Source organism: Neisseria sp. CCUG12390, from assembly GCF_047837985.1.
GTDB lineage: Bacteria > Pseudomonadota > Gammaproteobacteria > Burkholderiales > Neisseriaceae > Neisseria.
Genome location: NZ_CP181244.1, coordinates 205,454 through 230,013 on the forward strand (window position 1 = coordinate 205,454; position 24,560 = coordinate 230,013).

The following is a 24,560-nucleotide window of genomic DNA, read 5'->3' on the forward strand; positions in this document are numbered from 1 at the left end:
TGCGCTCCCACACACGCGCAGCTAATGAAAGGCATAAATTTTCAGGTTTTAACCTCGATTTTGTAAAAGTCTCAGTTTGAGAGGAGAGGTATTCCCCTGGAAAACTTGTGCATTGAAACGACGGATGCAAAATATTTCAGACGGCCTTGCCTGAATTTTCAGGAACATGGGTGCTTGGTGTCATTGTGGCCGTTCAGCCGTTGATGTTCAGGCGGACTGACTTCTGAGCCGGTGGGACAGAGCGTGGTGTCCTTGTCAGCAGGATGGGTTGCCGCTTATCCGAAACGCAGGTGGAAAGGAACGGATTCCTACGGGCCGTCTGAAAGGCGGCGGATTGTTTTTTATTCCAAAACAACGGCTTTTTGCTATAATGCATCGTTTAAATCTTCGCTTCCGATGAACGGCAGCCCGGCCGGAGCGGCGGATAAGCCGCTTATCGGGAGACAGCAATCAGTGCAACACCACACTTTAAAGGATAAAAAATGGGTTTTTTGCAAGGTAAAAAAATTCTGATTACCGGTATGATTTCCGAGCGTTCGATTGCCTACGGCATTGCCAAAGCCTGCCGCGAACAAGGCGCGGAACTGGCGTTTACTTATGTCGTGGACAAACTGGAAGAACGCGTGCGCAAAATGGCTGCCGAATTGGGTTCTGATTTGGTGTTCCGCTGCGATGTCAACAACGATGCCGAAGTGGAACAGGTTTTCGCCGACTTGGGCAAAAGCTGGGACGGTTTAGACGGACTGGTACACGCCATTGCCTTCGCGCCGAAAGAAGCCTTGAACGGCGACTTCCTCGACAGCATCAGCCGCGAAGCATTCAATACCGCGCACGAAACCTCTGCCTACAGCCTGCCGGCTCTGGCCAAAGCGGCGCGCCCGATGATGAAAGGCCGCAACTCCGCCATCGTCGCCCTGAGCTACTTGGGTGCGGTGCGTGCGATTCCGAATTACAACGTGATGGGTTTGGCCAAAGCCAGTTTGGAAGCGGCCATCCGCTTTACCGCCTCTGCCGTTGGCCGCGAAGGCATCCGCTGCAACGGCATTTCCGCCGGTCCGATCAAAACGCTGGCCGCTTCCGGTATTGCCGATTTCAGCAAACTGCTGAGCCATGTGGCCTCGCAAAATCCGCTGGGACGCAATGTGACCATCGAAGAAGTCGGCAATGCGGCAGCCTTTTTGCTGTCGGATTTGGCTTCGGGCATTACCGGCGAAATCACTTATGTCGACGGCGGTTACAGCATCAACGCCTTGAGCGTCGAAGAATAAGCAATCCGCATGGGATGATGACGGAAAGGCCGTCTGAAAAATGGTGTAAAAAAGGTACACTGGTTTTTCAGACGGCCTTTATTTGAAATGAACGGTAAGGATGCTTGCCTTTTTTGCGAATAATACAAAATTTAACTTATATAAAATAAATTTAACTTATAAGTCGCTATCATTCCCTGCCTGTTCGATACAATGTTAAAAATTTTTTTACACTTACTATTCAGGAGTTTATTATGTCTATTGCATCAGAATTTAAAGAATTTATCATGCGCGGCAATGTCGTGGACTTGGCCGTCGGTATGGTTGTCGGTACGGCGTTCAGCGGCATTGTGAAATCATTGGTTGACGACGTGATTATGCCCCCTATCGGCATTTTGATCGGCGGCGTGGATTTTTCCAACCTGTTCATCACGTTGAAGGACGGCGCACAAGCTGCTCCTGAAGCAGGTTATGCAACATTGGAAGCGGCCAAAGCCGCAGGTGCGGTAACTTTGAATGTCGGCCTGTTCATCAATACCGTTATCAGCTTCCTGATTGTTGCTGCCGCCATTTTCTGTGTGGTGAAATTGTTGAACTCAATGAAAAAAGCCGAAGCACCTGCTGAAGAAGCACCTGCTGAGCCAAGTGAAGAAGTATTGCTGTTGCGCGAAATCCGTGATTCTTTGAACAACAAATAATCATCGGTTTGGAATTATCAAAGGCCGTCTGAAAATTTTTTCAGACGGCCTTTGCATTTTTTGGTGGATTTACTGAATCCGCTGCGCTTCCTGGCGGACGGCGGAGACGACGTTTGCGCCGAACAGGGCGTTGACGTCGGTTTCGTCAAATACATATTTTTCATGGCAGAAATCGCAATCGACCGCAATGCTGCCTTGTTCCGCTACGACGCCGCCGACTTCTTCGCCGCCGAGCATCAGCAGCATGTCGCTGACTTTGCCGCGCGAGCAGGTACAGGCGAATTCGATGTGTTCCGGCTCGAACACGCGCGGCGGGGTCTCGTGGAACAGACGGTACAGCACATGTTGCGCATCCAAGCCGGTCAATTCGCTGTCGGTCACGGTTTGTGCCAGGGTGCTGACATGATTCCATGCTTCGGCATCGATTTCTTCTTCCGGCAGGCGTTGCACCAGCAGGCCGCCGACGCCGGCATCGGAAGCGGTTAAGACGATATGTGTGTCGAGCTGCTCGGAGCGTTTCATATAGTTCACCAGCATGTGCGCAATGCTGTCGCCTTCCAAGGGCACCACGCCTTGCCACGGTTCGGCGTCTTTCGGTTGCAGGGTCATGACGAACACGCCGTTTTCGCCCAGCAAACCGGTCAGGCTTTCGTCATCGGCGATGTCTGCGCTTTCGTCCCAGCGGGCGGTGGCGCGGACAGTTTGTTCGGACGTGGCTTCCACCACCAGCATTTTCAGACGGCCTTGCCCCTGCACCTGCATAATCAGCGTGCCGTCGATTTTCAAATTGCTCGACAACAATGTGCCGGCGGCCAAGAGTTCGCCCAAAGCGCGGCGGATGGCGGCAGGGTAGTGTTTCTGCCGGGCGATGTGCTGCCAAACGTTTTCCAGGCGGACGTGCAGGCCGCGTACCGGCATGTCGTCGAAAATAAAACGGGTGCGGATGTCGTCATGGTTGATGGCGGCAGGAGTGGATGGAGTCATGATGTTCTCTTAATCAATATCGGATTGCCGGTTATATGGTTGCGCTTTAAGAGAAATCAAGGCCGTCTGAAGATTCAGACGGCCTGAAGATTATCTGATGCCGAACAGCCAACGCGTGTAGCGGTTGCTGTCGATGAGAAAATAGATGAAGAATGACCACAAGTACACGCAGACGGATACGATCAGGAAATAGCCTGTCGATGTCAGCCCCGGAATATCCATGTAGTAGCCGATGACGATGACCAAAGGATGGTGGAACAGGTAGATAATAATGGCCGAGCGCACGAAAAAAGCGGAAGTGTCCGACGGACGGAAGTGCGCCGTGGAGAAGAAGGCGAACAATATCCATGAAGTGCTCAAAGCGGTGATATGTTTCAGAATCAGGTTGGCGGCTTGAAGGAAAATGGAAGGTTGGTTTTCAGATGGCGCGCCAATCATGGCGTATTGGTAAAGCAAACCGGCCAGGGCGGTCATGCTGACGGCGGTGAAAATCTTTTTGTTTTTCAATAGGCTTTTCAGATATTCGGAGCGGTAAATCTGATAGCCCAAGAAAAAGTACAGGCTGTAGTAGAGGGTTCGTTCGACGAAATAGTCAAACAGCGTATAAAAGAGCGGAAAATCCTGTTCCGGAATCACCAGCCGGAATAAAAATTTCAGGCCGTAAGGGGAGAGCATGTAGATGACGGCAAGGCATAATTGAAGCGGTAATTTGAGTCGGCCAAGCCAGTCCAGGATTTTATCTGCCGGCAGCAGACACAGCCACGACAAAATCATCAGTGTCAATAAAAACCACGAATGCACGATGAAATCGGGAAGGCCGATTTGCTGCCATGTTTTGATGCCGTTTTCAACGATAAACCAGACTTCAAATGTGTTGATGAACAAAATCGAAGAGAGCAAAGGGATGAGTACCCTTTTGTAACGCCCGCTGATGAAATACCGGGTACCTTTCTTGGCCAAGACCATAGCCGAAAAAAATCCGGCGATGACAAAGAAGGCTTCCATTCGGAAAAAGTGGGTCACATACACTAAATTATGAATGAATTCATTGCGGTATTGGCTGACGTAGTTCCATTGGTAGAAAGGATTGATTAGGGCAACGGTATGAATCAGGACGCCCATCAGCATCAGGCCGGAACGCAGTTGATCCAAACCGTAGAAGTATTCTTTTTTCTGCATGGATGGATTCTTTGAGTGGGAAGTGCGGGGATGAAACGAACTGTTTAGATAAAAAGGCGTGGAGAAAATTCCCGGCTATTGATAAAAGTTATCGAAATAGGTTTTTTTATAGCGATAAACTCGGAGGGAAGGGTGGCCGATATGGATGAAAAAGGCCGTCTGAAAATTTTCAGACGGCCTGGTTGTGTGTCCCGAGCGTTAATGCCGGCCGGAACGCCAAATCGACCACATAATCCACAGGCTGTTGGCAAAGGCGAGCAGATAGCCGATGAAGCCGATGAATTTCGGGCCGGTGTCGATGCTCATGACGATGGACGAACCGATAATCAGCGCGGCGGTGACGATGCCCATGGTCAGGCGGTTGGTGGCGCGGTCGATTTGCTGGCTGAGCTGGTCGAAACGTTTAAAATCGAGCGTTACCCCCATTTGGCCTTTTTGCAGACGGCGGCTTAAGCGGAACAGGTTTTGCGGCAGTTCATCGGCGGCCTGGAGCAGGGTCTGCATGTGCATTTTGCTTTTGCGCAGGATGTGTTCGGGCGCGGCGCGTTCTTTGAAAGCGGCCGCCACAATCGGTTTGGCGCGCTCGAGCAGCTCGATTTGGCCGTCGAGCCGCTTGACGACGCCTTCGAGCGTAATCAGGGTTTTGAACAGCATCACCAAATCGCCCGGCAGGGTCAGGCCGTGGCGGCGCATGATTTGGGTGATGTCGTTGATGACTTGGCTGATGCGCAAATCGCGCACGGGCGTGTGTTCGTAGTTGAGCAGCATTTCCAATACGTCCGCACCGAGCAGGTTTTCGTCGGGCAAATCGCCCTGCGCCCAGTTGCTCAGCACATACTGCATGGTGAACTGGTCTTTGTGGGTGAGCGCGTTAATCAAATCGATGATTTCGCGCCGGCGCGTGCTGCTCAAGTGGCCGACCAAACCGAAATCGATAAAGGTGATGCGGCCGTCTGAATTGATGAAGATGTTGCCCGGATGCGGATCGGCGTGAAAGAAACCCTGTTGCAGAATCATGGTGAACAAGGTGTCGGTAATCTGCGCGGCCAAACGGCGGCGGACATCGGGTTCGAGCGTGCCGGTGTCGATGTTTTTCAGCAGCGTGTCGCCGATGTGTTCCTGCACCAGAATCAGGCGGTTGGACAGCTCGGGGTAAACCTTGGGAATGTGGACCGATGCGTGGTTTTCAAAAGTTTTGCCGAAACGCTGCATGTAGCGCAATTCGACCGACAAATCCGTTTCTTTGGCCAGGCTGCGCGCGAAATACTGCACCATCTGCACCGGCTGGTAGCGGCGCATTTCGGGGATTTCCGATTCAATCAGGCTGGCGATGTGGTTGAGAATGCGCAAATCGGCCTGAATCACGGGGTCGATGTCCGGGCGTTTGATTTTCACCGCCACCGTTTCGCCGTCGAGCAATACGGCCTGATGGACTTGGGCAATCGACGCGCTGCCGACGGGGCGGGGTTCGATAGAGCGGAAAACCTCCCCCACAGGCCGCCCCAAGTGCGATTCGATCAGCCGGTGGATGTTGCCGACAGGAATCGGCGCGACATTGCTTTGCAGCCGCTCGAATTCTTCAATCCATTCCGCACCGAAAATGTCCACCCGCGTCGATAACACTTGGCCGAGCTTGATAAACGTCGGCCCCAGCTCCTCGAAAGCCATGCGGAAACGGCGCGGCGTACTCAGATAACGGCTGTCGGGGTCGGCTTTGACACGCTCGCTCTGATGCGACAGCCTGATGCGCTGTACAAAGCTGCCCAAACCGTGTTTGGTCAGAACCGCAATAATCTCACGCATACGCGAAATATCGCGCATCGCCAGCAGGGTGGGAATCATCATCATTTTTCGGGCTTTGTAAAATTCTTTAAAAACAAACCATTAACGCAATATAACCGTTACTTTTTTGCCAACCGTCCGATTTTTTCATACAATCAAACAGATACCGCTCAAGATACAGCATAACATAATAAAACAGACAGCATCACGACTCGTTGGCCGCCGGCCTGCGCACATCAGGCCGTCTGAAAATTTGGAAGTCAGTAACACATGAATTTTTTTGCAAAACTGCCGGCAGCACTGCTTTCGGCCTGCCTGCTGTTTGCCGGAACAGGCGTGACGCATGCCGACGATTTGGAAACCATGCTCAACAGCCGCCAGCAGGTGTTGAACCAATTCGGACAAGAGACACCGGCCGATTCCAAAAACGTATTTGTCCCCATCCGCAGCGATGCACCGGCGCCGCAGCCGTCGGCCAGTGCAGGCAATGCCGACGAATTGATTAAAAGCGCCATGGGTCTGCTCGGCGTGGCCTACCGTTACGGCGGCAATTCCGCACGCACCGGCTTCGATTGCAGCGGCTTCATGCAGCATATTTTCCGCCGCACCATGGGCTTGAATCTGCCGCGCACTTCTGCGCAGCAGGCCAAAATGGGTACGCACGTCAACCGCAGCGAATTGCAGCCCGGCGACATGGTGTTTTTCCGCACCGCAGGCCGCGGGCGCATTTCCCACGTCGGCCTCTACATCGGCAACAACCGCTTCATCCATGCGCCGCGAACGGGCAAGCGCATTGAAATCACCAGCCTGAGCAATAAATACTGGAATGCGAAATACGCCTTCGGCCGGCGCGTGAAGAAAAACGATCCGTCGCGTTTTTTGAATTAAACAAGGGAATATTGCAGCATGAGTATGCCTGAAATGCCGAAATGGTACGGCGACGACGGTCAGATTGTTTCCTGCACCGAAAAAGTGAAGGTCATGAACGAAAACATGAGCGAGCTTTACCAGATGGCGCAAGATGCATTTGAAGACGCGCTGTTGATGGGTTGCGGCGAAGCGCAGTTGCGCGATTATCTGAAAGCCCTGATGGAGGGTCTGGAAAACCCGTACCGCTGATTTTATTTTGAACCAAACGGCATTCGTTGAGAATGCCGTTTGGCGTTTCAGACGGCCTGGACATGAGAACAGGCCGTCTGAAACAGGTAAATGTAAGTACGGTTAGCCGTCTTCAAGCGGCGTAACCGTACGCACGTCTGCAAATATCATGCAAAGTACAAGGCCGTCTGAAATTCGTTTGCTCAAAGCTTTTCAGACGGCATTGCCTATCTCATAGGGTTTCGTACGGTTACGCCGCTTGAGGCGGCTAACCGTACCTACGGGTTCTGATGGAGGGTCTGGAAAACCCGTACCGCTGATTTTATTTTGAACCAAACGGCATTCGTTGAGAATGCCGTTTGGTGTTTCAGACGGGCTGGACATGAGAACAGGCCGTCTGAAACAGGTAAATGTAGGTACGGTTAGCCGCCTTCAAGCGGCGTAACCGTACGCACGTCTGCAAATATCATGCAAAGTAACCAGGCCGTCTGAAATTCGTTTGCTTAAAGCTTTTCAGACGGCATTGCCTCTCATAGGGTTTCGTACGGTTACGCCGCTTGGGGCGGCTAACCGTACCTACGCGTTCTAAAACGAAAAAGCCGTTTTCAAACGGAATCCTGAAAAAATACCGCGAAACGCCGTGATTCCCTTTTCAGACGGCCTCATCCCGCGTTATGATTCATCCTTAAAACAACATTGATTTGAACAGGCATGATGCGGCGGATTGCAGACGGTTTTCGCGGCGCAGCGCCATGCAGAGGCCGTCTGAAAACATTCGGCGGATAAAGGATTATTATGAACATCATCGGCGCGTTGCTCATCGTATTAGGCTGTTTGGCCGCAGGTGAGGGCGCGGTATTGTTTTTCGGCATCAAGCTGCCCGGCAGTATCGTCGGCATGGGCATCTTGTTCGGCCTGCTGAAGCTGGGCTGGGTAAAAATCTCGTGGATTAAGCAGTTTGCAGACGTATTGATGGCGAACCTTACCCTGTTTCTCGTGCCGCCCTGCGTGGCCATCATCAGCTACCTGGATTTGATTGCCGACGACTGGTTTCCGATTCTGACGGCCACGGTATTGAGCACGCTGTGTGTTTTGATTGTCACCGGCAAAGTGCACGAATGGGCGCGGAGGCTGATGTAATGGAAATTTTCCATACGCCCAGCCTGTTGCTGTTTCTGACCTTGGCCGTTTTCGGCTTGGCCAACATCATCCGCGTGCGCACCGGCAATGTGCTGTGCAATCCCGTATTGATCAGCACCGTGGTCATGATTGCCTACCTGAAGATTGTCGGCATCGATTACGACGCTTATCATGATGCCGCGCAATATATCGATTTTTGGCTCAAGCCCGCGGTGGTGGTGCTGGCCGTGCCGCTGTATCTGAACTGGGAAAAAATCCGCAGCCAATGGTTGCCGATTTTATTGTCGCAACTGGCTGGCAGCGTGACCGGCATTGTGACCGGCGTGTACCTGGCCAAATGGTTCGGTGCGGACAGGGAAGTGACTTTGTCGCTGGCGGCCAAATCCGTGACCAACCCGATTGCGATCGAAATCACCAAATCCATCGGCGGCATTCCGGCGATTACCGCGGCCACCGTGATCATCGCCGGCCTGTTCGGGCAGATGGTCGGCTACAGAATGCTGCACGCGGGCACGGTGCACAAACCGTCGTCCGTGGGCATGTCGATGGGTACGGCCTCCCATGCGATGGGGATTGCCGCAACCTTGGAACACAGCCGCCGCATGGCCGCGTATGCCGGTTTGGGGCTGACGCTCAACGGCGTGCTGACCGCGCTGATTGTGCCGGTATTGATGCCTTTCTTGGGCATTTGAATACGGCAGACAAAGATTTTCAGACGGCTTTTTCCTGAATCAGGCCGTCTGAAACAAATTCCATGACAGGCAGCGGCCTACCGTTTGCCGCGTTTTTAACGATTCCGATATTTCCTACAAAGGAGCAAAAAATGGCAGTGAATCTTTCCGAGCGGCACGCAGACGAATTGTTGCACATCGACGGCGTGCAGGTATTCGTCGGCCAGGCCGGCGTCAAAAAACCGAACCACGACGATTTGACGCTGATGGTGCTGACCGGCAAAAACTCGGTCGGCGCCGTGTTCACGCAAAACCGCTTCTGCGCCGCGCCCGTGTACATCGCCAAATCGCATTTGTTCGATGAAGACGGCGTGCGCGCGCTGGTCATCAACACCGGCAACGCCAACGCCGGAACCGGCGGACAAGGTCGCGCCGACGCGGTGGAAATCTGCGCCGCCGTCGCCCGCCAAATCGGCTGCAAAACCACCCAAGTGCTGCCGTTTTCCACCGGTGTGATTCTCGAGCCGCTGCCCGCCGGTAAAATCATCGAAGCCCTGCCGCGCGTCAAACCCATGCATTGGAACGAAGCCGCACGCGCCATCATGACCACCGACACCGTGCCCAAAGCCGCCAGCCGTGAAGGCAAAGTCGGCGAAAACCATACCGTGCGCGCGACCGGCATCGCCAAAGGCAGCGGCATGATTCACCCCAACATGGCCACCATGCTCGGCTTTATCGTCTGCGATGCCAACGTGTCGCAGCCGGTTTTGCAGCTCATGACCAAAGAAATCGCCGACATGTCGTTCAACGCCATCACCGTTGACGGCGACACCAGCACCAACGACAGCTTCGTCATCATCGCCACGGGCAAATGCGGCCAAAGCCAAATCGACAACATCGCCGACCCGCGCTACGAACAGCTCAAAGCCCTGCTCGGCAGCCTGGCCTTGGAACTGGCGCAAGCCATCGTGCGCGACGGCGAGGGCGCGACCAAGTTCATCACCATCGAAGTGGACGCCGCCGCCGACCGCGACGAAGCGCGCAAAGTGGCCTATGCCATCGCCCATTCGCCGTTGGTCAAAACCGCCTTCTTCGCCAGCGACCCGAACCTCGGCCGCCTGCTCGCCGCCATCGGCTATGCCGGTGTCGAAGATTTGGATACCGACAAAATCAAAATGTGGCTGGGCGACGTCTTGGTTGCCGAACAGGGCGGCCGCGCCGCAAGCTACACCGAAGAGCAAGGCCAGGCCGTGATGAACCAAGACGAAATCACCGTGCGCGTGAGCCTCAACCGGGGCCAAGCCAAAACCACCGTGTACACCTGCGACTTCTCGCACGAATATGTGTCGATTAACGCCGATTACCGTTCGTAAGCGGGTGTGAATCATCAAGGCCGTCTGAAAAACCTTTTTCAGACGGCCTTATCCATTATTTTCCTACCGCCAAAGCCCGCTGCACGCCGTAAATCGAGCCGAGTACCGTGGCGAAACCGATTGCTGCCGCCCAGTTCATGCTTTGGCCGAGAAATACCCAGCCGAGTACGAAGGCGCATACGGGGCTGAGCAGTCCGAGCGATGAGACGACGGCGGGCGGCAGGTGTTTGATGCCGTTGAAAAACAGGACATAAGCGATGACTGCGCCGAACAGGCAGAGATAGGCATAGCCGCCGATATTGGCCGCCGTGAGCGCGGGCAGCGGCGGTTCGCCGAACCATGCGAACGGCAGCAGGCACAGTCCGCCGAACAACAGCTGCCAGCCGGTGGAGGCGAGCACCGACAGCGACAGTTTCCAGCGTTTGGCGAAAAACACGCCCAGAGCCATCGACAATGCGCCTGCCAGCGCGGCGGCAATGCCCAACGGGTCGGACACGGCATCCGGCGACAGCACCAGCAGCACGATGCCGGCCACGCCTGCGAGTGCGGCCAGCCAGGCGTTGCGCGGCGGCATTTCTTTGCCGATGAAGTACATCAGGGCCAGTACCATCAGGGTTTGCGTGGACGAGAGTACCGCGGCCAGGCCGCCCGGCAGGCGGTAGGCGGCGATAAACAGCATGGCCTGGAAAAAGCCGAGATTGAGCACGCCCAGCACGGCGGTTTTCAGCCATTCGTGTTTTTTCGGCCGTTCGCGCGCCCACAGCAGCAGCAAGATGCCTGCGGGCAGGATACGCAATACGGCGGCGGTCAGCGGCCGGTCGGGCGGCAGGAATTCGGTGGCGACGAGGTAGGTCGAACCCCAAATCAGCGGGGCAAGCGCGGTCAAAAGTATGATGAAGGTACGGTTGGACATGGCGGTTTTCCGGTTTTAGTTCGGGAAAAGTATATCGTTTTTCAGACGGCCTGATTGCGGGCGGCTTGTTGTTCAGCCGCTTTGAGAAACCTTATCCGGCTCGGCTACGGCAGCCGATAAATCTACCATATGGCATTGCTGCACCAGCCTGTCGTGCCGTTCGTCGTATTCTTTTCCCCATGCGCACAGCGCGCCGAGCACGGGAACAAAAGTGCGTCCTTCGTCGCTCAGGCGGTATTCCACGCGCGGCGGCGCTTCGGAAAAAACTTCCCGCTCGATCAGGCCGTCTGATTCAAGCTGGCGCAGCTGTTCGGTCAGCACCTTCGGGCTGATGCCGGACAACCATTCCAGCAAATCGCGCGTGCGCCGCTGGCCGCCGCTCAAATAATACAGAATCAGACATTTCCATTTGCCGCCGACCAGTTGCATGGCCAGCTCGATGGCAGAAAGTTTTTTCATCGTTTAGCTCGCTGTTTTCGTTCAAAACTTACCCAAAAGTACCTGCATAACCCGCAGGTAACTGATTTAATTGGGAAAATAAAAACGGTATAGTACACATTTTCTCCCTTGAACGAAAGCACGACTATGGATTTTTTCTCCCTCATCAAACAGCGCCGCTCCACCCGCCACTTCGACCCGGCCGCCGAAATCAGCCAAGCCGAACTGGAAGAACTGATTGCCGCCGCCGGCCGCGCCCCCAGCGGCAACAACAGCCAGCCTTGGCGTTTCGTCGCAATTACAGACAGGCATTTGCGCGAAAAACTGCTGCCCGCAGCCTTCAACCAGCAGCAAATCCTCACCGCCTCCGCCATACTGGTCATCCTTGCCGACAGAGAAGCATACAGCGCAGACAACCTTACCCGCATCCACCGGCAGGAATACGAAGACGGCTGTTTCAGCGCCGACACCCGCGACTTCCTCACCCGCGCCGCCATCGATTTTTACCGCGCACACGACGACACCACTCTGCAAAAAATGCTCGGCCTCGACACAGGCCTGTGCGCCATGACCCTGATGCTCGCCGCCGAAGCCCGCGGCTGGAACACCGTACCGATGACCGGCTACGTTCCCGATCAGTTAAGGCAGATTCTCGATATTCCCGCGCGCTACACCGACGTGATGATGCTCGCCATCGGCAAAGCCGTGCAGCCCGGACACCGAACCCTGCGCCGCCCCGTAAGCGAAATCCTGACTTGGAACAGTGTGCCGGAATAGAATCTGGCTACCGCATGATGTTTTGACAGCGCGATGAACCACGTCGCCCCGACTTTGGGCATCAAACCGACTAAATCCAGCACCCCCGTCGGCGTGGGTATCGGCCAGAAACCCGACGGCGCATTCGGCTTGGATCTGGACATCACTATCACCGTGGAAGGCATCAGCGAGGACGACGCGAAAAAGCTGATTACCAAAGCCCACGAAGTCTGCCCCTATTCCAACGCCACCCGCGGCAATGTGGACGTACGGCTGCATGTGAAAGTGGTGAATGCTTTTGATTTGTAAGGCATAATCATCAGAGAACAGGCCGTCTGAAAATTTTTCAGACGGCCTGTTTGCTTGGCTGTGTTTTTATTTTGGCTGCTCATGACGATCATAGGCTTTCAGGTTTAAACCGAGTTTTACAAGGGTTTCGGCCTGTTGCGTCCGTCAGCCGGCTGAATTCAAGCCGTGAGCTTCATCACCACCACGCCCGAGATAATCAATGCTGCGCCCAGCCAGCGGCCGAACGAAGCGGGATCGCCGAAAAACACCACGCCGACGACAAATGCGCCGACGGCGCCGATGCCTGTCCATACCGCGTAGGCCGTGCCCATCGGGATGGTTTTTTGCGCCAGAAAAAGCAGGAAGCCGCTCAAGCCCATAAAAACGACGGCCATCAGGATTCCTTGCCAGCGCCAGCCGTCCTGCTGGGCGAGTTTCAAACCCAGCGGCCAGCCGATTTCCATCAAACCTGCGCTAATCAGATAAATCCATGCCATGTTTACGGCTCCTGTGTGTGTCGGGCAACGATGTCGGTGAAGCGTTGCAATTGTCGGATCAATTCGGTCATTTCCTGTTCGCCGAACGCGCCGATGACGGCGGTTTCGACGGTACGGATTTGGTCGATAATCGGTTGTGCGAACGCCAAACCGTCTTCGGTGAGGTGCAGCGTTTTGCCGCGTTTGTCGTTGGGGTCGGGCGCGAATTTCAGACGGCCTTGCTGAGCCAGTTGCCGGCATACGGAAAATACGGTCTGTTTGGGCAAACCCCAGTTTTCACAGATGTTTTTCTGGGTGCAGTCCGGATAATGGAGCACGCCGTAAAGTACCGCCAGCGTGTTGTAGTTGATGCCGCGCGCTTTGGTCCATTGCTCGTAAAGCTGGCGGCTGCCGCTGATGAGGCGGCCGATTTCGTCGAGTTGGTTCATATTTGGTCTGAAAAATGACTAATTTTGCCGCATTTTAGTCATTTTTCAGACTAATATCAAGTGTTGTCATCGGTAGAATCCATCGAGGCCGTCTGAAAAAGCATGGCTGTGGATATTTTCAGACGGCCTGTTCCCGATTCCGCGTTAAAAGGCCGTCTGAAACCCGCAAATCATACGGCTGACATCAATCCTTGCTATACTTTTGTTTCTCAAACCGATGTTTCCAATCCTATTCAAACAGCTGAAAATCATGCCGAAAAATAAATCGCTTGGCTCCCGAATCGCCCACAAAATCAAACAGACGGAACGGATTTCCCGTAAAACCGTCTCGTTCGCCTTCCTGCTGGCCGGCTCCGCGCTGGTGGCTTTGACCGCGCTTCTGTTTGCGCACATGGCGGAATATGCGCTGGATTTGAATGCGCGTCTGGTTCAGGAATACACCTGGTTTGCATGGGTGGCTTTGCCGCTGGGGCTGCCGCTGATTGTGTGGCTGACGCGCCGTTACGCGCCTTATACCGTCGGCAGCGGCATTCCGCAGGTGCTGGCTTCGTTGAGCCTGCCGCACGGTGCGCAGAAAACACGGCTGATTTCGCTCGGCCAAACGCTGCTGAAAATTCCGCTGACCTTTCTCGGTATGCTGGCCGGGGCATCCATCGGGCGCGAGGGGCCGTCGGTACAGGTCGGTGCGGCGGTGATGACGGCGTGGGGTTCATGGTGTAAGAAACACAATCTCGCGTTTAAGGGCATGCAGGAAAACGATTTGATGGCGGCGGGCGCGGCGGGCGGTCTGGCGGCGGCGTTCAACGCGCCTTTGGCGGGGGTGGTGTTTGCGATTGAAGAACTCGGTCGCGGCGTGATTTTGCGCTGGGAGCGGCAAATTCTGCTCGGCGTGTTGGCCGCCGGTTTCATCCAAGTGGCGATTCAGGGCAACAACCCGCATTTTTCCGGTTTTCACGGCAGCGAGTTGGACAATATGCTGGTGTGGGTGCTGGCGGTGGGTTTGCTGTGCGGCGTAACGGGCGGGCTGTTCGCGCGTATGCTGTATAAAGGCGCGGCGGCTTACGCGCCGGAAAAATGGCGCGGTTGGATTCGCCGCCATCCGCTGATGCTGGCCGCCGTCATGGGTTTGCTGCTGGCGGCATTGGGTACGCTGTACCAAGGCCAGACCTACGGCACGGGTTATCACGAAGCGTCGGGCGCATTGCGCAGAATGTATGATGCGCCCGTGGGAGTGGCGGTGGCGAAATGGTTGGCCACGGTGTTTTCCTACTGGGCAGGCATCCCGGGCGGTATTTTCACGCCATCGCTGACCATCGGCGCCATGTTGGGCGAACACATCGCCGCCATCGGCCAATTGGAAAGCGGCGTGAACGTGGTGGTGCTGCTGTGTATGGCCGGCTTTTTGGCCGGTGCAACCCAGTCGCCGATTACCTCCAGCGTGGTGGTGATGGAAATGACGGGCGGACAAAATTTATTGTTCTGGATGCTCATCGCCTGCATTTTCGCATCGCAGGTATCGCGCCAATTTTCGCCGCGGCCGTTTTACCACTTGGCCGGTATGCGTTTCCGCCAGCGTGTGCAGGAAGAGTATGCGGAGCAGAACAAGGCCGCGCAGGAAAAATCAGAAACCAAGCAAAGTGATGATTTGCCGCGTGAAGCGGTTCGGGTTGAAGCGGAGAAAACGGCAGAAGGGAATACGGTAAATGCGCAAGCAGAAAACCAACCGCCTGAAGCGAAGCCGTCAGATACGGAATCTGCCGTACCGGACATTCCTCCGCCTGCTGAAAACGGCAAAACCGGTTAAGCGGATTGCTGCTTAGCCAAGGCCGTCTGAACAATGTGGGGCAGTCAGTCCTCCGCATTTCCGATTCTGCCGACAACAAGAAAACCGAATACTTAAACTAAAAGGCCGTCTGAATCATTTCAGACGGCCTTTGCAAATATGGAGAAAGGTTAGAACCAGGCTTTAATGGCAGCCGCTGTGGCAGCCGCACCACCGATCAGACCGACTGCACCGGCAGCAGTACCGATGGTACCGTTGATTTGATCGCGTTTGTTGTTGCGTTTTTCACGTTCGAGTGCCAATTCTTCCGAAACGTTGGCACGTTGGCGGCGGTGCTGTTCCAGCTCGGCGCGTGATAATTGCGCTTCTTGACGGTTACGGCCGGCTTTGATGGCGGCAGAATCGTCACCGATGGCCAAATCACCTACCGAGCCTCCGGTCGCGCAGCCTGTGAGCAATACGGCAGCCATGGTCAATGCAGTTACACTTTTTTTCATCATTTTGTTAGCCTCTGTTGAGTTTGAAAATCGGAAAACGGATTAGTGCAGGATGTAGATTTTACGGTCTTTGTACGCACGGTTGATGGCATCGGCTTCGTCCATCATTTCTTGACGGCGTTCTGCGCGGCGTTCGGCACGCTCGGCGCGTTCGTCATCTTGTACGCGGCGGGAGTCTTCCGCCATCGCAGCACGTTGGCTGTCGCTGATGGCCAAAGTTTTGTGGCCGTAAGAGCAGCCTGCCAGCAAAGCGGCTGCAATCAGCGCGAAACCTATATTTTTCATACCTACCTTCTTTCTATGGATTGGGAAACATCCGCCGTTTGGGCGGCTAAATTTGCATGGGATAATAGGGTTTTCGTTCTAAAACATAGCCCGCAAGTATAGGCAATTTTCATAATTGCTTCAAGCATAGTGCTTTCTTTTTATATCATTTTGTAGCAGTAATGTTGCGTTACGGCGAAGTGGCGTTTTATGCGGTATGATTCGGAGACAAACGGATAAAAGGCCGTCTGAAAATTTTTCAGACGGCCTGTCGTCTTTCAATATTTAAGCCGAAGATTTTTCTGTTTGTTCCCCGTTCCACGGCGCGACTTTAAACAGCAGCAGCATACCCGGTACGGCCAGGAAGAAACACAACCAGAAGAAATTCACATAGCCCAGCCACTCGATGAGATAGCCCGTGGTGGCGTTGATGAACGTGCGCGGTACGGCGGAGAGGCTGGTAAACAGAGCCAGTTGGGTGGCGGTAAAGGCAGGATTGGTTTCGCGCGCCATATAGGCCACGAATGCCGCCGTACCCAAGCCCACGCCGACGGCTTCCGCACCAATCACGCCGGCCAGCATGATACGTTCGGTGGCGGTGACCACTTCGAATTTTCCGAAACCTGCCAGCCATACGAAGCCCAAAATCGTCACAATCTGCACCAGACCGAACAGCCACAGGGCTTTGTTGATGCCCAGTTTCAGCATCCAAATGCCGCCGATGATGCCGAAAATCACCGCCGGCCACAGCCCTGCGTTTTTGGCGATGATGCCGATGTCGGTTTTGCTGTAACCCATATCGAGATAAAACGGCGTGGCCAGGGCGGTGGCCATGCTGTCGCCGAGCTTATAAAGGAAGATAAACGCCAGCACCAGCAAAGCCTGCCGCACGCCTTTGCGCGTGAAAAATTCGCGGAACGGCTCCACCACGGTTTGCGTAAACGTGCGCGGCGCACTCGGCGGCAATTCGGGTTCGCGCGCGAGAAACAGCGTCATCAGCAGGCCGGGAATCATAAACATTGCGGTGATGATGAACACGTTGTGCCACGGCATCATGTCGGCCAAAATCAGGCTGAGCGAGCCGGGAACCAAAGCGGCGATACGGTAGGCATTGACGTGAACCGCATTGCCCAGCCCCAACTCCGCATCGGGCAGAATTTCGCGGCGGAATGCGTCCAATACGATGTCCTGACTGGCGGAGAAAAACGCCACCACCACCGACAAGCCCATAATCACGGCCATGTGCTGATGCGGATTCAGAAAGGCATAGGCCATCAGGGTGGCCAGCAGGCCGATTTGCGTCACCAGCATCCAGCCGCGGCGGCGGCCGAGAAACGGCAGACGAACTGCGTCCATAATCGGCGACCAAATGAATTTCCATGTAAACGGCAAACCGATTAAGGCAAACAGGCCGATGGTTTTCAAGTCGATGTGTTCGCTGCGCAACCATGCGGGAATCAGGTTGATGAGAAAATACAGCGGCAGGCCGGAAGCGAAGCCGGTAAAAATACAGATCAGCATGCGGCGCGAAAAAATCTGCCTGAGCGTGCTGTTGGGAGATGAAGTCATGACGCGGGTCTATAGGTTTGATTAAGGCGGTATTGTAACAAAATCAGCTACATTACAGGCCGTCTGAATGCAAAGATTTGTTTTTCAGACGGCATGGGCAGCGTGTAGGTTGGTTGGGTTGTTAACCCAACGTTTGTGAAATAAAAATATTGTGATTCTGTCGGGTTGACAACCCAACCTACGGATTTTTTTGCATAACCGTGCCTGCAAAACCGACCATGAGCTACGCGGCTTTGCTTTGAATCCAAACAGAAAAGGCCGTCTGAAAATTGATCTTCAGACGGCCTCGATATTGATTTCCAAACCGGACAATCAGTTTTTCAAACCCAATACGTCCTGCATGTCGAACAGGCCTTTTTTGCCGTTCACCCATACCGCCGCGCGAACTGCGCCTGCGGCGAATGTCATGCGGCTGCTGGCTTTGTGGGTGATTTCCACGCGTTCGCCGTCGGCGGCAAACAGTGCGGTGTGGTCGCCGACGATGTCGCCCGCGCGCACGGTGGCGAAACCGATGGTGGAAGGATCGCGCGGGCCGGTGTGTCCTTCGCGGCCGTAAACGGCGCATTCTTTCAAATCGCGGCCGAGTGCGCCGGCAATCACTTCGCCCATGCGCAAGGCCGTGCCGCTCGGAGCATCGACTTTGTGGCGGTGGTGGCCTTCGATGATTTCGATGTCGTAGCCTTCGTTCAATACGCGGGCGACGGTGTCGAGAATATGGAACGTGAGGTTCACGCCGACGCTGAAGTTGGCGGCGAATACCACGCCGGTTTTTCCGCCTGCGGCTTTGATGGCGGCTTTGTCCGCGTCGTCGAAACCGGTGGTACCGATGACGATGTTCACGCCTTTTTCCACGCATTTTTGCAGGTGTTGCAAGGTCGGTTCGGGACGGGTGAAGTCGATGAGCACATCGCTTTGCGCCAGCACGGCATCGACATCGTCGGTGATGGTAATGCCGGTTTTCAGGCCGGAAGCGAAACCTGCGTCCAAGCCCAAGGCTTCGGAGGCGGAATGCTCGACGGCACCCGATAATACGGTATCGGGGTGGTTGCTGACGGCTTCAACCAGCACTTTTCCCATGCGGCCGTTGACACCGGCGATGGCGATTCTCAATGCAGTCATGTGTGTTCCTTAAAATTACTGTGCGGTTGGGGCGGCGGCTTCGGCAGCGGCCTTTTGTTCCGCCTGCAACGCTTCGATGGATTTCTGGATGGCATTGCCTTCCGCTCTGACTAAGGCATTGTTTTCAAAATACAGCGTCAGGCCGGTTTGGTCTTTTAATACGCCGTTGCGGCTGGTGTTGAACGTATAGTCCCAGCGGTCGGCATGGAACGCGTCCTGAATCAAAGGCGTACCCAGCAGCAGCTGAACCTGGTCGCGGCTCATGCCCGGTTGCAGGGATACAACGGCACGCGGATCCAATTCGTTGCCTTGCACGACTTGCAATTTGTAGGAAGGGAAAAGGGAGACGCGCTCGGCAGAACAAGCTGCCAAACCCAAGAGGGCGGCAAGGGCCAGACATAAGGTTTTATTCACGTTTTGCCTTTCTATCGAAATCGGAAAAGAAAATGCCATCATCGCTTGAATAAGTTTAAAAAGCAAACGATAATCATCTACATGATTGAAATTTAGGCGGATTGCCGGAGCCGGGCGGCAAGGTCGGGAAAAGTTTATTGAAAACCTTTATTGTCCCATAGTGGGCAAGCAGCCTAAAGTTGCGTATTATAACGATTATTAGACCACAGGGGTATGAATACTATGGAAAATTTCAGCAATATTGCGCAATTGAAAGACAGCGGTTTGAAAGTAACCGGTCCGCGCCTGAAAATTTTGGATTTGTTCGAGACGCATGCCGAAGAGCATTTGAGTGCGGAAGACGTTTACCGCATTTTGCTGGAAGAGGGCATCGAAATCGGCGTGGCCACGATTTACCGCGTGCTGACCCAGTTCGAGCAGGCCGGCATTTTGCAGCGTCATCATTTTGAAACCGGCAAAGCGGTTTACGAACTCGACAAAGGCGACCACCACGACCATATCGTCTGCGTAAAATGCGGCGTGGTAACCGAGTTTCACAATCCCGAAATCGAAGCCCTGCAAGACAAAATCGCCGAAGAAAACGGCTACCGCATCGTCGACCATGCGCTGTATATGTACGGCATTTGCGCGGATTGCCAAGCGAAAAACAAACGTTGACTGCAAGATTGATTTTCAGACGGCCTCGAATGGATTTGAGGCCGTCTGAAATTTTTTGGAAACAGGAAAATGAACATTCCCTTTCTCCCGCCGCAGGACTACCGCTTTCCCAACCCCGATTACGCATTGGAACATTGCGACGGCTTGGTCGGCGTGAGCGCGGATTTGGACGAAGGACGGCTGCTGGCCGCCTACCGCAGCGGCATTTTTCCGTGGTTTTCGCAAAACGGGCTGTTTTACTGGTTTGCCACCGCGCCGCGCACGGTGTTGTTGCCTGAAAAACTGCATATTGGCAAATCGCTGGCGAAAACTTTGCGCAACAAGCCCTACCGCGTGAGCGTGAACGAAGCGTTCGGCGAGGTGGTTGCCCATTGCGCCGCCGCGCCGCGCCCTGGGCAGGACGGCACTTGGATTGCACCCGAATTTCAGACGGCCTATGCGCGTTTGCACGACATCGGGCACGCGCATTCGTTTGAGTGTCGGTATCCCGATGAACAAGGCCGTCTGAAACTCGTCGGTGGCTTCTACGGCGTGCAAATCGGGCGCGTGTTCTACGGCGAATCCATGTTCGCCCTTGCGCCCGACGCGTCGAAAATTGCCTTTGCCTGCGCCGTGCCGTATCTGGCCGAACGCGGCGTGCAACTGATTGACTGCCAGCAGGATACCGCACACTTGGCGCGTTTCGGCTCGGAGCAGATGGATTTCCACGATTTTCAGACGGCCTTGAAGCGTTTGAACGCGATGGATTTGGTCGGGAAAATCGGGCACGGAACGGTGTGTTCTACGCTGGAAAAATGTAGATACGGTTAGCTTTGCCCAAGCAAAGCTAACCGTACGAACAAAATCTCCCGACCTTTAAAAATCATTCGTACGGTTACGCCGCCGGGGCGGCTAACCGTACCTACGCCGGCTTCCCAACCATGCAGGCCGTCTGAAAATGTTTTCGGTTTTCAGACGGCCTAATCGCATCAATAGCTGACGAAACCGCGTTTGCGTGGCAGAATAACGGCTTACGGAATTTTAAAACAGGCCGTCTGAAAAGGTTTTTGGTTTTCAGACGGCCTCAACCGCACTTAACTAAGGAATGAATATGTCTTTGCAACAAATCATCGAAACCGCGTTTGAAAACCGCGCGGACATTACGCCTGCCACCGTGACCGCCGAAGTGAAGGAAGCGGTATTGGAAACCCTGCGCCGACTGGATGCGGGAGAACTGCGCGTGGCCGAGCGCGAGAGCGTGGGCAAGTGGAAAGTGAACGAGTGGGCGAAAAAAGCCGTGTTGCTCTCTTTCCGCATTCAGGACAACGAAGTCTTGAACGACGGCGTGAACAAGTATTTCGACAAAGTGCCGACCAAATTCGCCGATTGGAGCGAAGACGAATTCCAAACCGCCGGTTTCCGCGCGGTACCGGGTGCGGTGGCGCGACGCGGCAGCTTCGTGGGCAAGAATGTCGTCTTGATGCCGTCTTATGTGAACATCGGTGCGTATGTCGATGAAGGCGCGATGGTGGACACTTGGGCGACCGTCGGCTCTTGCGCGCAAATCGGTAAAAACGTGCATTTGTCGGGCGGCGTGGGCATCGGCGGCGTGTTGGAGCCGTTGCAGGCCAGCCCGACCATTATCGAAGACAACTGCTTCATCGGCGCGCGCTCTGAAATCGTGGAAGGCGTGATTGTGGAAGAAGGCAGTGTGATTTCGATGGGCGTGTTCATCGGCCAATCGACCAAAATCCTCGACCGCGAAACCGGCGAAATTTATCAAGGCCGCGTGCCTGCCGGTTCGGTGGTGGTGTCGGGCAGCATGCCTTCCGCCGACGGCAGCCACAGCCTGTATTGCGCCGTCATCGTGAAAAAAGTGGACGCGCAAACCCGCGCGAAAACCAGCGTGAACGAATTGTTGCGCGGTGTGTAATCGGTTTTCAACGTTGATTTGAAACGTCCATAACGAGGCCGTCTGAAAAGTTTTTTTCAGACGGCCTTTTAAATCAGCTCGTTAGCAATCGTAGGTTGAGTTAAAAAACGACAAAATTTTATCTGGGTAATGTCGGGTCATGACCAGCCTATGATTAAGCAGTAAGTGTAGGTACGGTTAGCCGCCCCAAGCGGCGTAACCGTACGCATGTCTGAAAATGTCATACAAAGTAACAAGGCCGTCTGAAATTCGTTTGCTTAAAGCTTTTCAGACGGCATTGCCTGTCTCATAGGGTTTCGTACGGTTACGCCGCTTGGGGCGGCTAACCGTACCTACGGGTTCTGAAAAGTCCGTAGGTCGGGCATTCATGCCCGACGCGCACCGGCACAGAACAAACCATTGTCGGGCATGAATGCCTGACTTACGGGGTTTTACTCGTAGCAACTGTATTTTTGCCCGACGGGGTTAAAAATACAGTTGCTGCCAAACCGAAAGGCCGTCTGAAAACATATTGTTCAGACGGCCTTTATATCCAAACCTTATTGCGCTTTACGCTTGTCCCACCATGCAAACAGGTTGCCCAATACCGTGCCTGATACCGAGTGCCACACGCAGGCGACGGCGGTGGCGACGGCGGATTCGGCGTTGGTCGGGAAGAATTTCGCACTCAAGCCCGTGGCCAAGCCGGCGTTTTGCACGCCTACTTCAATCGCCAGCGTACGCTTTTTCGCCGTGTTCATGCCGAAGAGCGCGCCCGAGTAATAGCCCAATATGTAACCGATGATGTTGTGTGCGGCAATCGCCAAGACCATCACCAAAGCCGATTCCATAAAGCGGTGGCCGTGAACCGCCGCCACGCCGCCGACGATGCAGGCAAAGGCCAACACCGCCACGCCGGGCATGACGGCGCGCACTTCGGCAAACCAGGCTTTGTGTTCGAACAGCATATTGCACACCGAGCCGATCATCACCGGCAGGAGTGTTACCAGCAGCATGAATTTGAACATCGCCCAGCCGTCCATATCGACGGTTTGGCCGACCAGATACATCATCCACAAAGGCGTCATCACCGGCGCGAGCAGGGTGGAAACCGTGGTCAGCCCCACCGAAAACGCCACGTCGCCTTTGGCCAGAAACGCCATGATGTTGGACGACACGCCGCCCGGGCAGGTGCCGACCAAGACCAGCCCCAAAGTCAGGCCGGGCGAGAGGTTGAAGGCTTTGGCAATGCCGATGGCGACCAGCGGCATAATCGTGTATTGCGCCAGCGAGCCGACGAAAATATCAAACGGGCGTTGCGCCAAAATGCGGTAATCGGCTTTGCCCAGCGTCATGCCCATGCCCAGCATGATGATGCCCAACACCAAAATCTGCGCGTCGCCCTTGACCCAGGCAAAAGTGGCCGGTTCGATAAAGGCGATGAGGGAGGCCAAAATAATCACGGGCGCGGTAAAGCGGGTGAGCTGGCGGCTGAAGGCGGCGGGGAGCGACATTTCGTTGTCCTTATCGAGAAAAACAGATAAGGTGTTTTAACAGATTTTTACGGCGGTTAGCAAACGGAACGGCGGAAATACAGGCGGATTTCCGGTGTTGAAAAGGGGATGCCGGAGAAATAATCTGTCAATAAAAGGATAAATGAAAATTTAAATTTTATTGGGGAAGATGAATTTGAAAGATAATTTTTCAGACGGCCTTGGTGTTGGCGTTTGCACGCTAATTTTCAGACGGCCTGAAAAGTGCGCGGCGGACTTGTGCTGATGACGGATACGGATTTTCAGGTTCAATCCGGGTTTTGCAGAGATTTCGGCTTCAAACAAAAGGCCGTCTGAAAGCGGACATTCGCTTTCAGACGGCTTGGAACCTTTGCAAAAACCGAAAGTATTTAAAAATCTTGAATCCGTCATCAGCTGCGTGATTCCGCTGTACCTCCCCCGCGCAGGCGCACTACTGTCCGGAATAAATTTTGATTAAATATCAAAATGTTAGAGATTCTATATTTCAGTAAAAATGAAATTTTGAAATATCAGATAGTCAGCAAACACTGATTCCGCAAAACTGCTTCGATTCCGACAGTAAATTTTGAAGTTCCTGCAATCTGTCCCTTCCCCTGCGCTTAGCGCGGGGGAAGGTCAGGATGGTGGTGGTACTTCGCAGAAGTACATTTTGCCTGAGTTTCAGGCAGATTTTAATGTTTCTGCGAAACATCACCCCCTCCCCCGCGCTAAGCGCAGGAGAGGGAGCAGATTGCAGCAGCCCAAACACTGCTGATTTTGAGTCAGACAGAAGCTGAAAATGCTGAAAATATCAGACTTTCAGACGGCCTCTTGGATTGATTCCGGACAGTAGTGCGTCTGCGCGGGGGGAGCGTAGCGGACTTGCGCAGCTCATGACGGACATAGGTTTTCGGGTTTGAACCCAGTCTTGCAAAGGTCTCGGGCTGGTTCGGCGGCGGAAGCCTTCAGTCGCGGCGGTTTCCCGCCACATCATCAACAATGTCTTCTACAAACTGTTCCACCGGATTGATGCCCGAATGTTCGCGGACAATCCGCCGCTGCTCGTCGGTAAGCGGTTCGTAAACCTCCGTCGCCTCCCGTTCGCGCGCTTCTTCGCGCTTGCGGTCTTGCTCGTCGAAGCTGTCGTAAGGTTGCGGCTTGATTTTGCTCAAATCAACTTTGTCGTTGTCGAAAACGGCCATGTTGTGCTCCTTTTCGGGTTGGAAGAGTAGCTTGAGTTTAAACAACCGCGAACCCGATGACAAGGCGCGGCGGAAGCCGAAGGCCGTCTGAAACTTTTCAGACGGCCTTCGGATAAGGCAGGTAAAACGGGGCAAGGCGCGTTGCGGCAAGCAAAGGC

26 protein-coding genes and 2 pseudogenes are annotated in these 24,560 nt (G+C 54.4%); 13 read left to right on the forward strand and 15 right to left on the reverse strand.

Annotated features, from left to right (window positions below):
• The first annotated feature begins 482 nt into the window (after positions 1 to 482).
• Positions 483 to 1,268, forward strand: coding sequence for an enoyl-ACP reductase FabI (gene fabI, locus ACM67E_RS01080; RefSeq protein ID WP_416191815.1), 786 nt, complete (start codon positions 483 to 485; stop codon positions 1,266 to 1,268).
• A 233-nt stretch (positions 1,269 to 1,501) separates the two neighbouring features.
• The gene (gene mscL, locus ACM67E_RS01085; RefSeq protein ID WP_416191816.1) at positions 1,502 to 1,945 is read left to right on the forward strand and encodes a large conductance mechanosensitive channel protein MscL; all 444 of its coding nucleotides are present in this window, start codon (positions 1,502 to 1,504) and stop codon (positions 1,943 to 1,945) included.
• A 69-nt stretch (positions 1,946 to 2,014) separates the two neighbouring features.
• Here mscL and hslO read toward each other — a convergent pair whose 3' ends face one another.
• The 3 genes from hslO to ACM67E_RS01100 all read right to left on the reverse strand — a co-directional run bounded on the left by hslO (position 2,015) and on the right by ACM67E_RS01100 (position 5,953).
• Positions 2,015 to 2,929, reverse strand: a complete 915-nt coding sequence (gene hslO, locus ACM67E_RS01090) for an Hsp33 family molecular chaperone HslO (RefSeq protein WP_416191817.1) — start codon at positions 2,927 to 2,929, stop codon at positions 2,015 to 2,017.
• Between the two features lie 90 nt (positions 2,930 to 3,019).
• Positions 3,020 to 4,108 carry an acyltransferase family protein gene (locus ACM67E_RS01095; RefSeq protein WP_416191818.1) on the reverse strand — a complete coding sequence of 363 codons (1,089 nt, stop codon included), beginning with the start codon at positions 4,106 to 4,108 and terminating at the stop codon, positions 3,020 to 3,022.
• Positions 4,109 to 4,306: 198 nt separating this feature from the next.
• Complete coding sequence (locus ACM67E_RS01100) at positions 4,307 to 5,953, reverse strand: ABC1 kinase family protein (RefSeq protein ID WP_416192706.1); 1,647 nt, start codon at positions 5,951 to 5,953, stop codon at positions 4,307 to 4,309.
• Positions 5,954 to 6,160: 207 nt separating this feature from the next.
• Between ACM67E_RS01100 and ACM67E_RS01105 the strand changes: the two genes are divergently transcribed.
• From ACM67E_RS01105 to argJ, 5 genes are all read left to right on the forward strand, one after another.
• Complete coding sequence (locus ACM67E_RS01105) at positions 6,161 to 6,778, forward strand: C40 family peptidase (protein ID WP_416191819.1); 618 nt, start codon at positions 6,161 to 6,163, stop codon at positions 6,776 to 6,778.
• Between the two features lie 18 nt (positions 6,779 to 6,796).
• Positions 6,797 to 7,009 (forward strand): hypothetical protein, encoded by a 213-nt coding sequence (locus ACM67E_RS01110; RefSeq protein WP_416191820.1) that lies wholly within the window; start codon positions 6,797 to 6,799, stop codon positions 7,007 to 7,009.
• A gap of 774 nt (positions 7,010 to 7,783) precedes the next feature.
• Positions 7,784 to 8,128 (forward strand): CidA/LrgA family protein, encoded by a 345-nt coding sequence (locus ACM67E_RS01115; protein WP_416191821.1) that lies wholly within the window; start codon positions 7,784 to 7,786, stop codon positions 8,126 to 8,128.
• Complete coding sequence (locus ACM67E_RS01120; protein WP_416191822.1) at positions 8,128 to 8,820, forward strand: LrgB family protein; 693 nt, start codon at positions 8,128 to 8,130, stop codon at positions 8,818 to 8,820. The genes ACM67E_RS01115 and ACM67E_RS01120 overlap by 1 nt, the downstream gene beginning before the upstream one ends.
• Before the next feature lie 131 nt (positions 8,821 to 8,951).
• The gene (gene argJ, locus ACM67E_RS01125) at positions 8,952 to 10,172 is read left to right on the forward strand and encodes a bifunctional glutamate N-acetyltransferase/amino-acid acetyltransferase ArgJ (RefSeq protein WP_416191823.1); all 1,221 of its coding nucleotides are present in this window, start codon (positions 8,952 to 8,954) and stop codon (positions 10,170 to 10,172) included.
• 55 nt (positions 10,173 to 10,227) lie between these two features.
• Here argJ and ACM67E_RS01130 read toward each other — a convergent pair whose 3' ends face one another.
• Together ACM67E_RS01130 and ACM67E_RS01135 are read right to left on the reverse strand one after the other, a co-directional pair.
• Positions 10,228 to 11,085, reverse strand: a complete 858-nt coding sequence (locus ACM67E_RS01130) for an EamA family transporter (protein WP_416191824.1) — start codon at positions 11,083 to 11,085, stop codon at positions 10,228 to 10,230.
• Between the two features lie 72 nt (positions 11,086 to 11,157).
• Positions 11,158 to 11,544, reverse strand: coding sequence for a winged helix-turn-helix transcriptional regulator (locus tag ACM67E_RS01135; RefSeq protein WP_416191825.1), 387 nt, complete (start codon positions 11,542 to 11,544; stop codon positions 11,158 to 11,160).
• A gap of 126 nt (positions 11,545 to 11,670) precedes the next feature.
• Between ACM67E_RS01135 and ACM67E_RS01140 the strand changes: the two genes are divergently transcribed.
• Entirely contained in the window at positions 11,671 to 12,300 is a 630-nt protein-coding gene (locus ACM67E_RS01140; RefSeq protein ID WP_416191826.1) for a nitroreductase family protein, read from the forward strand.
• A gap of 30 nt (positions 12,301 to 12,330) precedes the next feature.
• Positions 12,331 to 12,588, forward strand: a pseudogene (locus ACM67E_RS01145) (OsmC family protein); the annotation flags it as partial.
• A gap of 158 nt (positions 12,589 to 12,746) precedes the next feature.
• Here ACM67E_RS01145 and ACM67E_RS01150 read toward each other — a convergent pair.
• The gene (locus tag ACM67E_RS01150; RefSeq protein WP_416191827.1) at positions 12,747 to 13,064 is read right to left on the reverse strand and encodes a DMT family transporter; all 318 of its coding nucleotides are present in this window, start codon (positions 13,062 to 13,064) and stop codon (positions 12,747 to 12,749) included.
• Positions 13,065 to 13,066: 2 nt separating this feature from the next.
• The gene (locus tag ACM67E_RS01155) at positions 13,067 to 13,492 is read right to left on the reverse strand and encodes a MarR family winged helix-turn-helix transcriptional regulator (RefSeq protein WP_416191828.1); all 426 of its coding nucleotides are present in this window, start codon (positions 13,490 to 13,492) and stop codon (positions 13,067 to 13,069) included.
• A gap of 250 nt (positions 13,493 to 13,742) precedes the next feature.
• On the opposite strand from ACM67E_RS01155, the pseudogene ACM67E_RS01160 reads away from it, so the two are divergent.
• Positions 13,743 to 15,131: pseudogene (locus ACM67E_RS01160) on the forward strand (chloride channel protein); the annotation flags it as partial.
• A gap of 314 nt (positions 15,132 to 15,445) precedes the next feature.
• Here ACM67E_RS01160 and ACM67E_RS01165 read toward each other — a convergent pair.
• The 5 genes from ACM67E_RS01165 to ACM67E_RS01185 all read right to left on the reverse strand — a co-directional run bounded on the left by ACM67E_RS01165 (position 15,446) and on the right by ACM67E_RS01185 (position 19,138).
• Positions 15,446 to 15,772 (reverse strand): NGK_0946 family protein, encoded by a 327-nt coding sequence (locus tag ACM67E_RS01165; protein ID WP_416192707.1) that lies wholly within the window; start codon positions 15,770 to 15,772, stop codon positions 15,446 to 15,448.
• 42 nt (positions 15,773 to 15,814) lie between these two features.
• Positions 15,815 to 16,057, reverse strand: coding sequence for a hypothetical protein (locus tag ACM67E_RS01170; RefSeq protein WP_416191829.1), 243 nt, complete (start codon positions 16,055 to 16,057; stop codon positions 15,815 to 15,817).
• A 264-nt stretch (positions 16,058 to 16,321) separates the two neighbouring features.
• On the reverse strand, positions 16,322 to 17,605 hold the full coding sequence (locus ACM67E_RS01175) for an AmpG family muropeptide MFS transporter (RefSeq protein ID WP_416191830.1): 1,284 nt from the start codon (positions 17,603 to 17,605) through the stop codon (positions 16,322 to 16,324).
• A gap of 312 nt (positions 17,606 to 17,917) precedes the next feature.
• Positions 17,918 to 18,724, reverse strand: a complete 807-nt coding sequence (gene dapB, locus ACM67E_RS01180; RefSeq protein ID WP_416191831.1) for a 4-hydroxy-tetrahydrodipicolinate reductase — start codon at positions 18,722 to 18,724, stop codon at positions 17,918 to 17,920.
• A gap of 15 nt (positions 18,725 to 18,739) precedes the next feature.
• The gene (locus ACM67E_RS01185; RefSeq protein WP_416191832.1) at positions 18,740 to 19,138 is read right to left on the reverse strand and encodes an outer membrane protein assembly factor BamE; all 399 of its coding nucleotides are present in this window, start codon (positions 19,136 to 19,138) and stop codon (positions 18,740 to 18,742) included.
• Positions 19,139 to 19,360: 222 nt separating this feature from the next.
• On the opposite strand from ACM67E_RS01185, the gene fur reads away from it, so the two are divergent.
• The 3 genes from fur to dapD all read left to right on the forward strand — a co-directional run bounded on the left by fur (position 19,361) and on the right by dapD (position 21,707).
• Entirely contained in the window at positions 19,361 to 19,795 is a 435-nt protein-coding gene (gene fur, locus ACM67E_RS01190; protein ID WP_416192708.1) for a ferric iron uptake transcriptional regulator, read from the forward strand.
• A 69-nt stretch (positions 19,796 to 19,864) separates the two neighbouring features.
• On the forward strand, positions 19,865 to 20,605 hold the full coding sequence (gene aat, locus ACM67E_RS01195; RefSeq protein ID WP_416191833.1) for a leucyl/phenylalanyl-tRNA--protein transferase: 741 nt from the start codon (positions 19,865 to 19,867) through the stop codon (positions 20,603 to 20,605).
• Between the two features lie 280 nt (positions 20,606 to 20,885).
• Complete coding sequence (gene dapD / locus ACM67E_RS01200; RefSeq protein WP_416191834.1) at positions 20,886 to 21,707, forward strand: 2,3,4,5-tetrahydropyridine-2,6-dicarboxylate N-succinyltransferase; 822 nt, start codon at positions 20,886 to 20,888, stop codon at positions 21,705 to 21,707.
• A 539-nt stretch (positions 21,708 to 22,246) separates the two neighbouring features.
• Here the strand turns inward: dapD and ACM67E_RS01205 are convergent.
• The 3 genes from ACM67E_RS01205 to ACM67E_RS01215 form a co-directional block, all read right to left on the reverse strand.
• Positions 22,247 to 23,200 carry a bile acid:sodium symporter family protein gene (locus ACM67E_RS01205; RefSeq protein WP_416191835.1) on the reverse strand — a complete coding sequence of 318 codons (954 nt, stop codon included), beginning with the start codon at positions 23,198 to 23,200 and terminating at the stop codon, positions 22,247 to 22,249.
• A 150-nt stretch (positions 23,201 to 23,350) separates the two neighbouring features.
• Positions 23,351 to 23,611, reverse strand: a complete 261-nt coding sequence (locus ACM67E_RS01210) for a hypothetical protein (RefSeq protein WP_416191836.1) — start codon at positions 23,609 to 23,611, stop codon at positions 23,351 to 23,353.
• A gap of 554 nt (positions 23,612 to 24,165) precedes the next feature.
• A complete protein-coding gene (locus tag ACM67E_RS01215) occupies positions 24,166 to 24,537 on the reverse strand; it encodes a hypothetical protein (protein WP_416191837.1) in 372 nt (123 codons plus the stop codon).
• Positions 24,538 to 24,560: the final 23 nt, after the last annotated feature.